Origin of the sequence: Pseudomonas sp. SGAir0191 (assembly GCF_002812565.2) — a bacterium.
Classification (GTDB): Bacteria; Pseudomonadota; Gammaproteobacteria; order Pseudomonadales; family Pseudomonadaceae; genus Aquipseudomonas; species Aquipseudomonas parafulva_B.
Genome location: NZ_CP025035.2, coordinates 4,355,118 through 4,369,076 on the forward strand (window position 1 = coordinate 4,355,118; position 13,959 = coordinate 4,369,076).

Annotated in this window: 13 protein-coding genes and 1 pseudogene; 10 read left to right on the forward strand and 4 right to left on the reverse strand. The window is 61.7% G+C overall.

Annotation, left to right across the window (positions count from 1 at the left end):
• Positions 1–34: 34 nt before the first annotated feature.
• Positions 35–1,381 (reverse strand): aspartate aminotransferase family protein, encoded by a 1,347-nt coding sequence (locus CWR53_RS19470; protein ID WP_100852292.1) that lies wholly within the window; start codon positions 1,379–1,381, stop codon positions 35–37.
• Positions 1,382–1,496: 115 nt separating this feature from the next.
• Here CWR53_RS19470 and CWR53_RS19475 point away from each other — a divergent pair, with 115 nt between their 5' ends.
• The 5 genes from CWR53_RS19475 to CWR53_RS19495 all read left to right on the forward strand — a co-directional run bounded on the left by CWR53_RS19475 (position 1,497) and on the right by CWR53_RS19495 (position 5,868).
• On the forward strand, positions 1,497–2,417 hold the full coding sequence (locus CWR53_RS19475) for a LysR family transcriptional regulator (protein ID WP_178091277.1): 921 nt from the start codon (positions 1,497–1,499) through the stop codon (positions 2,415–2,417).
• A 90-nt stretch (positions 2,418–2,507) separates the two neighbouring features.
• The gene (locus tag CWR53_RS19480; RefSeq protein WP_023535181.1) at positions 2,508–3,170 is read left to right on the forward strand and encodes a TetR/AcrR family transcriptional regulator; all 663 of its coding nucleotides are present in this window, start codon (positions 2,508–2,510) and stop codon (positions 3,168–3,170) included.
• A 9-nt stretch (positions 3,171–3,179) separates the two neighbouring features.
• Complete coding sequence (locus CWR53_RS19485; protein ID WP_100852293.1) at positions 3,180–3,764, forward strand: YigZ family protein; 585 nt, start codon at positions 3,180–3,182, stop codon at positions 3,762–3,764.
• 384 nt (positions 3,765–4,148) lie between these two features.
• Positions 4,149–4,835: an SDR family oxidoreductase gene (locus CWR53_RS19490; RefSeq protein WP_100852294.1), complete on the forward strand. Its 687-nt coding sequence runs from the start codon at positions 4,149–4,151 to the stop codon at positions 4,833–4,835.
• 85 nt (positions 4,836–4,920) lie between these two features.
• Entirely contained in the window at positions 4,921–5,868 is a 948-nt protein-coding gene (locus CWR53_RS19495; RefSeq protein ID WP_058605268.1) for an adenosine deaminase, read from the forward strand.
• A gap of 5 nt (positions 5,869–5,873) precedes the next feature.
• On the opposite strand, the gene CWR53_RS19500 is transcribed toward CWR53_RS19495, so the two are convergent.
• From CWR53_RS19500 to CWR53_RS19510, 3 genes are all read right to left on the reverse strand, one after another.
• The gene (locus CWR53_RS19500) at positions 5,874–6,587 is read right to left on the reverse strand and encodes a helix-turn-helix transcriptional regulator (protein WP_058605269.1); all 714 of its coding nucleotides are present in this window, start codon (positions 6,585–6,587) and stop codon (positions 5,874–5,876) included.
• 344 nt (positions 6,588–6,931) lie between these two features.
• Complete coding sequence (locus CWR53_RS19505; protein WP_100852295.1) at positions 6,932–8,113, reverse strand: multidrug effflux MFS transporter; 1,182 nt, start codon at positions 8,111–8,113, stop codon at positions 6,932–6,934.
• Between the two features lie 99 nt (positions 8,114–8,212).
• Positions 8,213–8,410: a heavy-metal-associated domain-containing protein gene (locus tag CWR53_RS19510; protein ID WP_058638393.1), complete on the reverse strand. Its 198-nt coding sequence runs from the start codon at positions 8,408–8,410 to the stop codon at positions 8,213–8,215.
• Positions 8,411–8,547: 137 nt separating this feature from the next.
• Between CWR53_RS19510 and CWR53_RS19515 the strand changes: the two genes are divergently transcribed.
• The 5 genes and pseudogenes from CWR53_RS19515 to CWR53_RS23615 all read left to right on the forward strand — a co-directional run bounded on the left by CWR53_RS19515 (position 8,548) and on the right by CWR53_RS23615 (position 13,910).
• Complete coding sequence (locus tag CWR53_RS19515) at positions 8,548–8,934, forward strand: hypothetical protein (protein WP_058638394.1); 387 nt, start codon at positions 8,548–8,550, stop codon at positions 8,932–8,934.
• Positions 8,935–8,985: 51 nt separating this feature from the next.
• A complete protein-coding gene (locus CWR53_RS19520; protein ID WP_100852296.1) occupies positions 8,986–11,382 on the forward strand; it encodes a heavy metal translocating P-type ATPase in 2,397 nt (798 codons plus the stop codon).
• Positions 11,379–11,789 carry a Cu(I)-responsive transcriptional regulator gene (cueR, locus tag CWR53_RS19525; protein WP_100852297.1) on the forward strand — a complete coding sequence of 137 codons (411 nt, stop codon included), beginning with the start codon at positions 11,379–11,381 and terminating at the stop codon, positions 11,787–11,789. Before CWR53_RS19520 ends, cueR begins: the two co-directional genes overlap by 4 nt.
• Positions 11,790–12,164: 375 nt before the next feature.
• A pseudogene (locus CWR53_RS23610) lies at positions 12,165–13,004 on the forward strand (cache domain-containing protein); the annotation flags it as partial.
• Positions 13,005–13,205: 201 nt separating this feature from the next.
• Positions 13,206–13,910, forward strand: a complete 705-nt coding sequence (locus tag CWR53_RS23615; RefSeq protein ID WP_375335505.1) for a methyl-accepting chemotaxis protein — start codon at positions 13,206–13,208, stop codon at positions 13,908–13,910.
• Positions 13,911–13,959 lie beyond the last annotated feature (49 nt).

Here is a 13,959-nt window from a genome sequence, read left to right on the forward strand (position 1 = left end):
GTGTGCGACAGGCGCCTGCCTTGAACGCAGGAAATCAGTCGATCAGGTTCAGCGTCTCGCCCACGGCATCGAACAGACGGTCCAGCTCTTCAGGTTTGGTGTTGAAGGTTGGGCCGAACTGCAAGGTGTCGCCGCCGAATCGCACATAGAAGCCCGCTTTCCACAGCTTCATCGCCGCTTCATAAGGGCGCACGATGGCATCTCCGTCCCGGGCGGCGATCTGGATGGCGCCTGCCAGGCCATAGTTGCGGATATCGACGATGTTCTTGGTGCCTTTGACGCCGTGCAGCAGGTTCTCAAAATGCGGCGCCAGGTCTGCAGCGGACTGTACGAGGTTTTCCTTTTGCAGCAGATCCAGCGCAGCAAGCCCTGCCGCACAGGCGACCGGGTGTGCAGAGTAGGTATAGCCATGGGGGAATTCCACGGCATAGTCCGGCGTCGGCTGGTTCATGAACGTGTGGTAGATCTCGCTGCTGGCAACCACCGCCCCCATGGGGATCGCCCCGTTGGTCACCTGCTTGGCGATGCACATCAGGTCAGGCGTAACGCCAAAGGCCTCGGCGCCGGTCATCGCGCCCATGCGGCCGAAGCCGGTGATCACTTCGTCGAAGATCAGCAGGATATTGTGCTGGGTGCAGATTTCACGTAGACGCTTGAGGTAACCCTTGGGCGGCGGCAGCACGCCGGCCGAACCTGCCAGCGGCTCGACGATCACCGCTGCGATATTGGATGCATCGTGCAGCTCGATCAGCTTGAGCATCTCGTCAGCCAGCGCGATGCCGCCTTCCTCCGGCAGGCCCTTGGTGAACGCGTTGACCGGCAATACGGTGTGCGGCAGATGATCGACGTCCAGCAACTGCCCGAACATCTTGCGGTTGCCGTTGACCCCGCCCAGGCTGGTGCCGGCGATGTTAACCCCGTGGTAGCCACGGGCGCGGCCAATGATCTTGGTCTTGGTGGCCTGGCCTTTCAGGCGCCAGTAGGCGCGCACCATCTTCAGGGCCGTATCGGCACATTCGGAGCCTGAGTTGGTGTAGAACACATGATTCAGGTCACCCGGCGTCAGTTCGGCAATCTTTTCAGCCAGCTGGAAGGACAGCGGGTGCCCGAACTGAAACCCTGGCGAGTAGTCCAGGGTGCCGATCTGGCGCGACACCGCCTCGGTGATTTCCTTGCGGGTATGGCCCGCGCCACATGTCCACAACCCTGAGAGGGCATCGAAGATCCTGCGCCCCTTGTCGTCCACCAGATGATTGCCATCGGCCGCCACGATCAGCCGAGGATCGCGCTGGAAATTGCGGTTGGCGGTATAGGGCATCCAGTGCGCATCCAGCTTGAGCTGGCTGGCGATACCGGCAGGCGCGGTTTGGAGCATGTTCATCGGCGGTTCCTCGGAAGACGATTAGGCAACGATGGATGTTGTTGCAGCTAACTTGGCACGGCGATAAAGTCTGAAAAAGCCTGCATTTCTAACCTTTACACAGGCCACGACTAAACTGATGAGCCGACGCCCCGATCCGCTTGCACAAGTCAGCGACTTCGATATTCGCCTGCTGAAAATCTACCGCAGCGTGGTGGAATGTGGCGGGTTTTCCGCCGCAGAAAACGTGCTGGGTATCGGGCGATCGGCTATCAGTCAGCAGATGAACGATCTTGAACAGCGTCTGGGCTTGCGCTTGTGCCAGCGCGGGCGTGCAGGGTTCTCGCTGACCGAGGAAGGCCGAGAGGTCTATCACTCGGCGCTGCAACTGCTCAGCGCGCTGGAAACCTTCCGTACCGAAGTCAACGGCCTGCACCAGCATCTGCGCGGCGAGTTGAACATCGGCCTGACCGACAACCTCGTCACCTTGCCTCACATGCGCATTACCCATGCGCTGGCTGAACTCAAGGACCGGGGTCCGGACGTGCGCATCCAGATCCGTATGATCGCACCCAGCCAGGTGGAGCACGGTGTACTCGATGGCAGCCTGCATGTGGGCGTCGTCCCCCAGACCAGCCCGTTGTCGGGGTTGGAATATCAACCGCTGTATAGCGAACGCTCGCTGCTGTACTGCGCCGTCGGTCATCCGCTGTTCTACGCCGATGACGATCTGCTCGACGATGAACGCCTCAATCGCCAGGAGGCCATTGCCCCGACCTTCCGCTTGCCTGCCGAAATCCAGGCGCACTACCAGGTGCTCAACTGCACGGCCAGCGCGTCGGATCGCGAAGGCATGGCGTTCCTGATCCTGACAGGGCGCTACATGGGTTACCTGCCTGATCACTACGCTGCGCTCTGGGTCCAGCAAGGACGACTACGAGCGCTCAAGCCTCAGCAACGCTTCTATGACCTGAGCTTGAGCTGGGTGACGCGAAAAGGCAGACGGCCCAACCTGGTGCTTGAGAGTTTTCTGGAAAGTCTGGCTGCGACACGTTGATGCCACTCTCTGCCGCCAATGCTTGTTACTTTGCCGTGGGAAGGTAATCTTGTCCTACAGACGCAGCCATCCCCCTGCACGGAATCGTTCATGACATTAGAAGTCCCTGCGCACCGCCTATCCGCCTCCGGCAAACCCGCAGGCCGTATCCGACAGAAAAATGAACAGGCCATCATCAAGGCCGCCGAAGACGAGTTCGCCCGTCATGGCTTCAAGGGCACCAGCATGAACACCATCGCCCTCAAGGCAGGGCTGCCCAAAGCCAACCTGCATTATTACTTCACCAACAAGCTGGGCCTTTACATTGCCGTACTCAGCAACATCATCGAGCTATGGGACAGCACCTTCAACGCCTTGAGCGTCGAGGACGACCCGGGCGAGGCGCTCAGCCGGTACATTCGCACGAAGATGGAGTTCTCAAGGCGCAATCCGCAGGCGTCGCGAATCTTCGCCATGGAAGTGATCAGCGGCGGCTCCTGCCTGACCGAGTACTTCAGCGCTGACTACCGCGAGTGGTTCCGGGGCCGGGCGGCAGTGTTCCAAGCCTGGATGGATGCAGGCAAGATGGACCCTGTCGATCCGGTCCACCTGATCTTCCTGCTGTGGGGCAGTACCCAGCACTACGCCGATTTTGCCACGCAGATCTGCCAGGTGACCGGTCGCAGCCGGTTGACCAAGCAAGATATGGAAGATGCCAGCACCAACCTTATCCACATCATTCTCAAAGGATGCGGCATCGCGCCAGTTGCCTGACCGACATTTATGCCTTCTACCCTGCTCGACCTCTGCGAATACCGCGAGGACATTCGCAAAAGCCGCTTCATTACCCTGGCCGGGCCCATCGCCAGTGCCAGCGATGCCATGAGTTTCATCGAGCGTCACAGCGACCTCGACGCCACCCACAATTGCTGGGCATGGAAAATCGGGCCCCAATACCGCAGCAGCGACGACGGCGAACCCGGCGGCACGGCCGGCCGCCCGATTCTGTCAGCCATCGAGGCACAGGACTGCGATCAAGTGGTGGTACTGGTCATCCGCTGGTACGGTGGCATTCAGCTTGGTACCGGCGGATTGGCCAGGGCATACGGCGGCGGCGCCAACAAGTGTCTGCAACAGGCACCCAAGCGCCTGCTTGTACAGCGCAGCGAGTTCAGTTGCAGTTGTGCGTTCAGCGAGTTGGCTCTGGTGAAACTGCGGATCGCCGACGTTGAGGGTCTGGTGCTTGAAGAGCACTTCACCGCCAACGGCGTAGACCTGAAGATTGCCTTCGAAGATGTCCACAGGCTGCCTCTGCAACAACAATTGGCAGACCTGAGCCGCGGCCGAATCGTGCTGGCAAGTTGCTGAGTGTTGCCCACAGCAACTGTGGGCCTGGCTGTGGATAAGCTTGGGGCATACGCCTAGAACCCAATGAACATGCCCCCTCGCTAGACTTGTTCAAAATTTGACCAGGTTTGCGAAATCGGCAGTTTCAGTTAAGCCAGCCCAAGTTATCCCCATGCGCAGGCGGTCATGCGGCCAGATGACTGCGGTTTGCACACATTAATTGTGGAGCAGCCTGTGGATAACCCGTGAGTGAAACGACCGGGCACCTGTTGCACAAGGCCGCGCCGAGGGTTGCTCATTTTTCAAGCAGCAGGGCGACGCAGTGCAACGTCACAAATGGCCGGGCACACCCAGGCGTCCGATGAATTATGCTCACAGGCTCTAACAACCCTATGGAGCACGCTCATGGCCGATTCAAAAACCGCTCTGATCATCGGGGCCTCACGCGGCCTGGGATTGGGCCTGGTCAACCGCCTGTACGAAGACGGGTGGAAGGTCACTGCCACAGTACGCAATCCGCAAGAACCAGGCGCTCTAGCTGATGTTCCGGGCGTGCGTATCGAACAGCTGGAAATGAATGACCCAGCCCAACTCGACACCCTGGCTGAGCGCCTGACCGGGCAGCTATTCGACCTGGTATTTATCAACGCAGGTGTCATGGGCCCTCTCCCACAGGATGTGGAAAAAGTTACGCACCAAGAAATTGGTGATCTGTTCATGACCAATGTCGTTGCACCGATTCGTGTCGCACGCCGTCTGGTTGAACATGTACGCGAACAGACCGGTGTACTCGCCTTCATGAGTTCCATTCTGGGCAGTATCGCAGTGCCTGATGGCGGGGAGATCTGCTTGTACAAGGCCAGCAAGGCTGCCCTGAACTCCATGATCAACAGTTTTGTGGTGGCCCAGCCGCGCCATGACCTGTGCGTATTGGCCATGCATCCAGGATGGGTAAAAACCGACATGGGCGGAGAAAACGCGGAGATCGACGTGCTGACCAGCACCCGTGGCATGCTTGAGCAGATCAAGGCCCAAAGTGGAACGGCGGGCCTTCGCTTCATCAACTACAAGGGCGAACCCTTGGTCTGGTGATTGTGCAGGTTGCCGCCATTGGGGCGCACGGCCAGGCCTGGCCCTGTAGAATGGCGGCAACCGTACCTGATTGAGATCACCTTATATGTATGACTGGTTGAACGCCCTGCCCAAGGCCGAACTGCACCTGCACCTTGAAGGCTCCCTGGAACCCGAGCTGCTGTTCGCCCTGGCCGAGCGCAACAAGATTGCCCTGCCCTGGGCTGATGTCGAGACGTTGCGCGGTGCGTACGCCTTCAACAACCTGCAGGAGTTCCTCGACCTGTACTACCAGGGTGCCGACGTTCTGCGCACCGAACAGGACTTCTATGACCTCACATGGGCGTACCTGCAGCGTTGCAAAGCGCAGAATGTGATTCACACCGAGCCCTTCTTCGATCCACAGACACACACCGACCGCGGCATTCCTTTTGAAGTGGTGCTCAATGGCATCAACCAGGCACTCAAGGATGGCCGTGACCAGTTGGGCATCAGCAGCGGCCTGATCCTGAGCTTCCTTCGCCACCTGAGCGAAGACGAAGCCCAAAAGACGTTGGACCAGGCCCTGCCGTTTCGCGATGCGTTCATTGCCGTTGGGCTGGACAGTTCCGAAATGGGCCACCCACCCAGCAAGTTCCAACGTGTGTTCGACAGGGCACGCAGCGAAGGCTTTGTGGCCGTTGCCCATGCCGGCGAGGAAGGCCCGCCCGAGTACATCTGGCAAGCGCTGGACCTGCTCCAGATCAAGCGTATCGATCACGGCGTGCGCGCCATCGAAGACGAGCGCCTGATGCAGCGCATCATCGACGAGCAGATTCCCTTGACCGTGTGCCCATTGTCCAACACCAAGCTGTGCGTGTTCGACCACATGAGCCAACACAACATTCTCGACATGTTGGAAAAAGGCGTAAAAGTCACCGTCAACTCAGACGACCCAGCCTATTTCGGGGGCTACGTGACGGAAAACTTCCATGCCCTGCACACTCATCTGGGAATGACCCAAGACCAGGCTCGCCGGCTTGCCCAGAACAGCCTGGATGCGCGCCTGGTCTGACGCACTCAGCCCACCTGCAGCGTCTCGACCCGGGCGATGCGATTGATCTGCTGGATACCCAGCGGTGATATGTGCAGCGCCCGGGTATCCTCGGCCTCGCGTATCCATCCCGATTGCAGGAACAGGCGGAACAGCGCCTGGCCCAGAACGCCCCCCAGGTGCGGCTCCATGTCATGCCACTCGGTGCAGCGGCACATCGTGCATGCTCGGGGCTGATGCGGTGCCAACGCATCGATGTATACGCCGAGGCTAGCCAGTTGCGCCCGCCCCTCATCGCTGACCACCAACTGCCGCCCACAACCATCCAGCCATCCGGCCACTACCAGGCGGTGGTAGAGTTCGGCCGCAAGCTCACCGCCCAGGTGATCGCCGCACCGTCTGGCGCGTCGCACGGACATGGGCAATGTAGGGCGCGGCGTGTGGGCATGACGATTTCTTGCCTGTTCGAGCTGCACGCTGGCAAGGGCCTCCACAGCGGCGCCCACCTGAGGCGTTGCCAGGCGGAAATAACGTTTGCGCCCCCGGGCCTCATGCCGAAGCAGACCCGCTGAAGAAAGCAGCGAAAGGTGTGCACAAGCCGATGAGGCGCTTAGCCCGGTCATGATGGCCAACTCATTGGCCAGGCGGGGTGTGCCATCGATCAAGGCCCATAACATGGCACTGCGCTTGGGGTCGGCCATCAGGCTGGCGATCTGGCTGATGCTGCTGGCTGCGTTCATGTCCCTGTGACTCCCTGCAAATTCACTGTGTAGATGCGATGGCCGACCCTGGCCCACGAACGCCCTCGCTCGCGCTGGCCTGGCTCGTCAGTATAAGCCGCCCCTGGAGCCACCCTGGCGCCACTGCCGGGCCTGGTTGTCGCAAAAATGCCACTGGGTAGGGCTACCCTTTGCAGGAGGCTTCTTCAGCGGCATGTTCGCAAAACAGCCTGTATCTCGGCGGTTTGACAGAAAAAATCGCTCAGCATGGGATGAGTCAAGGCATATCGCTTATTGCGAATTCGGAAGATGCCCACAGCCGTCTTCACCAAATAGCGCAGGTACTATCGAAGGTTCTTCATGCCTCACACCGAGCGCCTGGATTGCAGGCGCCGCGTCAACAGCGCAACCGTGACCACCAGCGCCCCGCACAGGCTCATCACCAGCGCCATGGGCACCGCGCTGCCATCGTGCAGTACACCGACCAACGCCGCGGCCCCTGCGGCAACACTGAACTGCACGCAGCCCATCAAGGCAGAAGCGCTACCCGCCCGAGCGCCCTGCCCGCTCATGGCGCATGCAGAGGCATTAGGCAGAATGAAACCCAGGCTCGCGATGCATACGAACAGTGGTACCAATAGCGGCCAGAGCGCTGCAGGCCTGATCGCCGCCATGCTCAGCAATGTCAGGCCTGCTGCCAGGTATACCCATACCGCCCGGGTCAGCAGCCAGGCCGGCCCGCGTTTGGCCAGCAGGCGGGCGTTCACTTGAGCCATCAGGATGAACCCCGCAGCATTGGCACCGAAGAACCAGCCGTAATGCTCGGCAGGTACCCCGTACAACTTGATGAACACGAACGGCGAGCCTGCGATGTAGGCGAACATGCCGGCAATGGCGATACCGCCCGTCAAGGCGTGCCCCAGGAACACGCGGTCGGCGAGCAGGCGCAGGTACTGACGCAAAGCGCCTGACAATGGCTGCCGGGGAATATGATCAGGCATGCTTTCAGGCAGCCCAAGGCTGACGGCGAGCAGGCAGCCGGCACTGAACAGGCTCAGGGACAGGAATATGAACTGCCACCCAACGTGGTTGACCAACACGCCGCCCAGCATGGGCGCAAGGATCGGCGCCAAACCCATGACCAGCACCAGTTGCGAGAACACTTTGGCCGAAGCCACCGGGTCGCACTTGTCGCTGACGATCGCCCGCGACAGCACCATACCCGCGCAGCCGCCCAGTGCCTGGACAAAGCGCGCCAGGATCAGGGTGTCCAGGTTGGGCGCATAAGCGCAGGCCAGCGATGCCAGGGTAAAAAGCGCCACGCCGAACAGCAATGGCTTGCGCCGACCGAAACGGTCAGCCACCGGGCCATAGAGCAACTGCCCGATGGACAGCCCGAGAAAGTAGGCGGCCAGGGTAGTCTGGACGTGTTTTTCATCAGTGGCGAACGCCTGGGCTATCGCCGGAAAGGCAGGCAGATAGAAGTCGATCGCCAAAGGCCCGAACGCACTGAGTGCGCCCAGGATAAGGACCATTCGCAGGTTCATCGGGAATCCATAGCAAGCTAACGAAGTTGCGCATTCTACCTGCTGTGGACCCCGTCCTGCGCAAAACAATCCAACAATCGCGTTACCTGGCTCGAGCGCTTATGCAATCTCGGCCTGGTAACCCTCTTCCTGGATGGCCGCCCGTATCTGCGCCGGGTTGGCACTGCTGTCGACGCGGACCTGCTTTTTTGCCAAGTCCACATCGACCTTGGCAGCGCCATCAAGCGCCTGGACGGCTTGGGTAACCGCCTTCACGCAATGGCCACAGGTCATGCCTTCTACCGAGAATACGTGCATGGGAATACCTCCTCTGGGTTTTCAGCGAGTTTCAAGCTTGCCATGGGGGCAAGGTCAAGCGTGCGTGTCTGGAGGTGGCAATTCGCGTCCACCTCGGCCAAGCTGCGACTTTGAAACAGGCAAGCAGGAGAGTGTTCATGTTCAGGACAGCAATGGGCTTCATCGGGCTGCTGGGTGCGCTCGCGGCGGTGCCGCCGGCCATCGCCGAAGACAACTCGGCCTACAGCGTGCTGATCATTTCCCGCGAACGGCTTGAAGTGGCCACCAGTTGCGAGATCGGTGTCTACCTGAACGATCAACTGTCGGGGCGCCTGTTCCAGGAACAGTCCACGTCGTTCAACCTGCCTGCGGGCCCTGTCGATGTGCGCCTGCGCCTGCTGCCTGGGCAGACACCCGGTTGCGCCCCGGGCCTTGAAGATCAACGTAGCACCCGGTTGAACCTGCAAGCCGGGCAGATCAACAAGTACCGCATCGCCATGGGCCAGTATGGGATGGAGCTCAAGCGAACGCCGTTGGACTATTGACCTTCCCCGCATGGCAAGGTTGATGCTGGCAGCGTGCCCAAGGAGGAAATCATGTCCACGCCCGTCACTTATCACCTGCCCGTTTCCGGCATGACCTGCGCCAGCTGCGCTGGCCGAGTGGAACGTGCCTTGCGCAAGGTCACCGGCGCAGAACACGTCACCGTCAACCTTGCCAACGAGCAGGCCCGTGTGCAGGCGCCGGCCGATAGTCTGGATGCACTGGTCAACGCTGTACACTCAGCCGGTTACGCGGTGCCCAGCCATACCGTTGAATTGCAGATCGCCGGCATGACCTGCGCCAGCTGCGTCGGGCGGGTCGAGCGTGCGCTGGTCAAGGTGCAGGGGGTTCTCAAGGTCAGCGTCAATCTGGCCAACGAACGTGCTCACCTGGACGTCCTCGATGGCGTGCAGGATGCGGCGCTGATCGATGCGATAGGGCAAGCCGGTTACCACGCCAGCCTGCCGCACGCATCCGATAGTGAACAGGCGACGACCCAGCGCCGCTTGCGCCGGGAACGCCTTGCAGTCGCCGCGGCGCTGCTGCTGGCTTTTCCCCTGGTGTTGCCCATGCTGGTACAACCGTTGGGCCTGCACTGGATGCTGCCAGCCTGGGCGCAGTTTCTGCTGGCAACGCCGGTGCAGTTCATCCTGGGCGCCCGCTTCTATGTGGCGGCCTGGAAAGCCGTGCGTGCGCGCAGCGGCAACATGGACCTGCTGGTCGCCCTCGGTACCAGTGCCGGTTACGGCTTGAGTCTTTATCAATGGGCCAACGCGCCATCGGGTACCACACCACACCTCTACTTCGAAGCCAGTGCAGTGGTCATCGCCCTGGTCATGCTGGGCAAGTACCTGGAGAGCCGTGCCAAGCGCCAGACCGCCAGTGCCATACGCGCGCTGGAAGCGCTGCGTCCCGAACGTGCGCTGAGGGTCATCGATGGCGTGGAGCAGGAGGTCGCCATCACCCACCTGCGCGTGGGTGACCTGGTCATGGTCAAGCCTGGTGAACGTTTTCCGGTCGACGGCATCGTCGAAGACGGCCACAGCCATGCCGATGAAGCCCTGATCAGCGGCGAAAGCCTGCCAGTCACCAAGCAACCCGGAGACAGCGTCACCGGGGGTGCGATCAACGGCGAGGGTCGGTTGCTGGTCCGCACGCAAGCGCTTGGCACAGAGACCGTCCTGGCTCGCATCATCCGCCTGGTCGAAGACGCCCAGGCTGCCAAGGCTCCCATTCAGAAACTGGTCGACCGAGTCAGCCAGGTCTTCGTGCCGGCGGTACTGATACTCGCCGCGATGACCTTGTTGGGATGGTGGCTGGCCGGTGCGCCGTTTGAAACCGCCGTGATCAATGCAGTGGCCGTTCTGGTCATCGCCTGCCCATGCGCGCTAGGGCTGGCAACGCCGGCCGCGATCATGGCGGGCACAGGCGTTGCCGCACGCCACGGCATCCTCATCAAAGATGCAGAAGCACTCGAACGCGCGCAGGCCGTCAACCGCGTCGTATTCGATAAAACAGGTACGCTCACCTCCGGCAGCCCGAAAGTGGTGCATAGCCAAGCGCTGGACGGCGATTCGGACAACCTTTACCGATTGGCCGGCGCGCTTCAGCGCGGCAGTGAACACCCGCTGGCCAAAGCTGTGCTGGACGCCTGCGCCGACCGTGGCCTGCGTGTGCCCGAGGTGGCCGACAGCCAGTCCCTGACCGGTCGCGGCATTGCCGGACGTGTCGATGGGCGTGACTTGGCACTGGGCAATCGGCGCCTGCTGCAAGACCTTGGCCTGGCGCCCGGTGAACTGGCCGCATCGGCTGACGCCTGGGAAGCACAGGGGCGCACCTTGTCCTGGCTCGTCCAGAGCGGGACCTCTCCCAACGTGCTTGGCCTGATCGCGTTCGGTGACAGCCTCAAGCCCGGGGCCGATCAGGCGGTCCAGACCCTGCGCAATCAGCACATCAGCAGCTACCTGCTCACTGGCGACAACCGGGGCAGCGCCATGGCCGTGGCGGCCGCCCTCGGCATTACCGATGTCTACGCCGAGGTGCTGCCAGCGGACAAGGCCGCCACCGTGGAGGCCCTCAAGCAAGGCGGTGCCGTTGCCATGGTCGGCGATGGCGTCAACGACGCACCGGCGTTGGCGGCTGCAGACATCGGCATCGCCATGGGCGGTGGCACGGATGTGGCCATGCAGGCCGCCGGCATCACCCTGATGCGCGGTGATCCGCGGCTGGTGCCAGCAGCCCTTGAAATCAGCCGTAGAACCTACGCGAAGATTCGCCAGAACCTGTTCTGGGCGTTCATCTACAACCTCGTCGGCATCCCGCTGGCTGCCTTCGGTTACCTCAACCCGGTCATGGCAGGCGCGGCCATGGCGCTCTCCAGCGTCAGCGTGGTCAGCAATGCGCTGTTGCTCAAGGCCTGGAAGCCCGCCCTGGATCAGGAGGCACCATGAACATCGGCCAAGCGGCAGCCCGTACCGGGCTCAGCACCAAGATGATCCGCTATTACGAATCCATCGGCCTGCTCAAGCCTGCCCTGCGCAGCGACAGCGGCTATCGGATCTATCAACCTGCGGACCTGCATGCCCTGGCCTTCATCAAGCGCTCGCGCGACCTGGGGTTTTCCCTCGAAGAAGTCGGCAAGTTGCTCACCTTGTGGCAGGACCGGCAGCGAGCCAGTGCTGATGTCAAGGCACTGGCCAACCAGCATATCGATGCGTTGAACAGGCGCATCGAGGAACTGGTTGGCCTGCGCGACACCCTGGTCGAGCTGGTTTCCAGTTGCCACGGCGATGACCGCCCGGACTGTCCGATTCTCAAGGAACTGGCCAACGAAGCGCCGGGGCGCTGCTGCCGCTGAGCATTTCCGACAGCCCCGCAACCAAGCTCATAGGGCATACCCGTCCAAACGCGACCGAATAGGCATCAATAGCGACTTCGCCCCATATTTACGGGCGTTTTCCTACATAAAATTCGGTTGCTGCCGATGCATTAGGTACCTGCCTCATGTGTCGACAACAATAATTCGGGAGCGCCGATGAGCATCAAACAGAAACTGACCTGGGCCTTTGCGATCATCGCCGCCCTGCCCATCGTGCTGGTGGCCACCTTGGTGGTACTGAACCTACGCGGCGAGGCCAGGGACGGCTTCCTCGACAGCAGCAGCCGAGAAATCCGTCAGGTCAGCAACGCGATGAACATCTTCTTCCAAGGCATCAGCCAGAACGTGGAGTACATGGCCTCGCAACCCTTGGTGGCGGCCACTGGCAACGAACTGACCAAGTACATGAGCGCCACGCCGTCCTACGAACTGGGCGAGCAATCGAGCAAGATTCTGGCGTTCATGACCAGCCTGGCCAATGCCCATCCTGCCTATGCCTACCTCTCCTACGGGGTCGCCGACGGGGGCTACGTCGGCTGGCCGGCAGGGCAGAAGTTCGTCAACTACGATCCGCGTACACGCCCTTGGTACCAGCTGGCCATGGCCAACCCCGGCAAGACCCTGCGCACCGGTGCCTACTACTGGGCCGCCGACGATGCCGTGCTGGTCAGCACCGTACGTGCCGTGGCCAACCAGCTGGGTAACCCTGGCGGCGTGGTCAACGTCGACGTTTCCATCAAAGGCCTCACCGAAATCGTCAAGCAGATCAAGCTGGGCGAGAGCGGGTACCTGCTGCTGGTCGAAAACAACGGCAATGTCCTGGTAGACCCGCGGGACACTGCGCACAACTTCAAACAACTGGCGAGCTTCGGCGACGGCTACGCCGAGCTTGCCAAGCACGGCAAGGGCCTGGCTGAGGTCGAGCTGGACGGTGTTCGCTACATGGCCAATATCTACCCGGACGAACAGCTGGGCTGGACGCTGATCGGGCTGATCGAGCAACGCGAGGTGATGCAGACCACCACCCGCCTGACCTGGCTGATCGGGATCGTCGCGCTGGTACTGGCTGCCGTGTTCGCCGTCGTGGGTGCCACGTTCGCCAAACTGATCGTGCGCCCGATCAACAGCGTCACCAATGGGCTTGAGGACATCGCCCAGGGCGAAGGGGACCTGACCCGCAACCTGGAAATCCGCGGCCGTGACGAAACTGCCCAGCTGGCGAGCTGGTTCAACCAGTTCCTGGGGGCCATTCGCAGCCTGATCCAGCACATCAGCGCCGCAGCCGGCAACATCCTCAACACCTCCACCAGCTCGACACGCGTGTCCAGCGACATGGCTGAGGCCGCCGGGCGCCAGCGTGAGGCCGTTGACATGGTGTCCACCGCCTTCCATGAAATGGTCGCCACTGCCAACGAGGTCGCGCGCTCCTGCAGCCAGGCGGCGCAGTCGGCCGACAGCGGCCAGCAGCAGGCGCGCGAAGGCCAGCAGCAGATCGATGCCGCCGTCAGCAGCGTCGACCGCCTGAGCCACGAGATCGAGCAGTCAGCGCAGTCGATCCAGCAGCTTGAGCGCGACAGCAACGCCATCCAGTCGATCCTGGGCACCATTCGCTCCATTGCCGAGCAGACCAACCTGCTGGCGCTCAACGCCGCCATCGAAGCTGCCCGTGCCGGTGAGCAAGGGCGCGGGTTCGCGGTGGTGGCCGACGAAGTACGTGCCCTGGCCAAGCGAACCGCCGACTCCACGGCCGAAATCGACGGCCTGCTGGGCAACCTGGCCGGGCGCACGGCCGAGGTGGCGGCGCAAATGCACGCCAGCCTCGAAGTTTCGCAGCAATCGGTGAGCCGTATCGGCATGGCCCGCGACAGCTTTGGGCAAATACGCGAGTCGGTGGACGTGATCCGTGACATGAACACGCAGATCGCCACGGCAGCCGAAGAGCAGCACCAGGTAGCCGAGGACATCAACCGGCACATCAGCCAGATCCACGGCGATGCCCAGCTGGTGGCGGAACTGGCCCAGGCCGCCCGCCAGGACTCCGAAAGCCTCGCCGGCCTGTCCAACGAGCTGGACTCACTGGTGCGCAGATTCCGTACCTGACGGCAAGAGCTTCGCGAGCATCGGGCCTGCACGTTCACGGGCTCGCGCA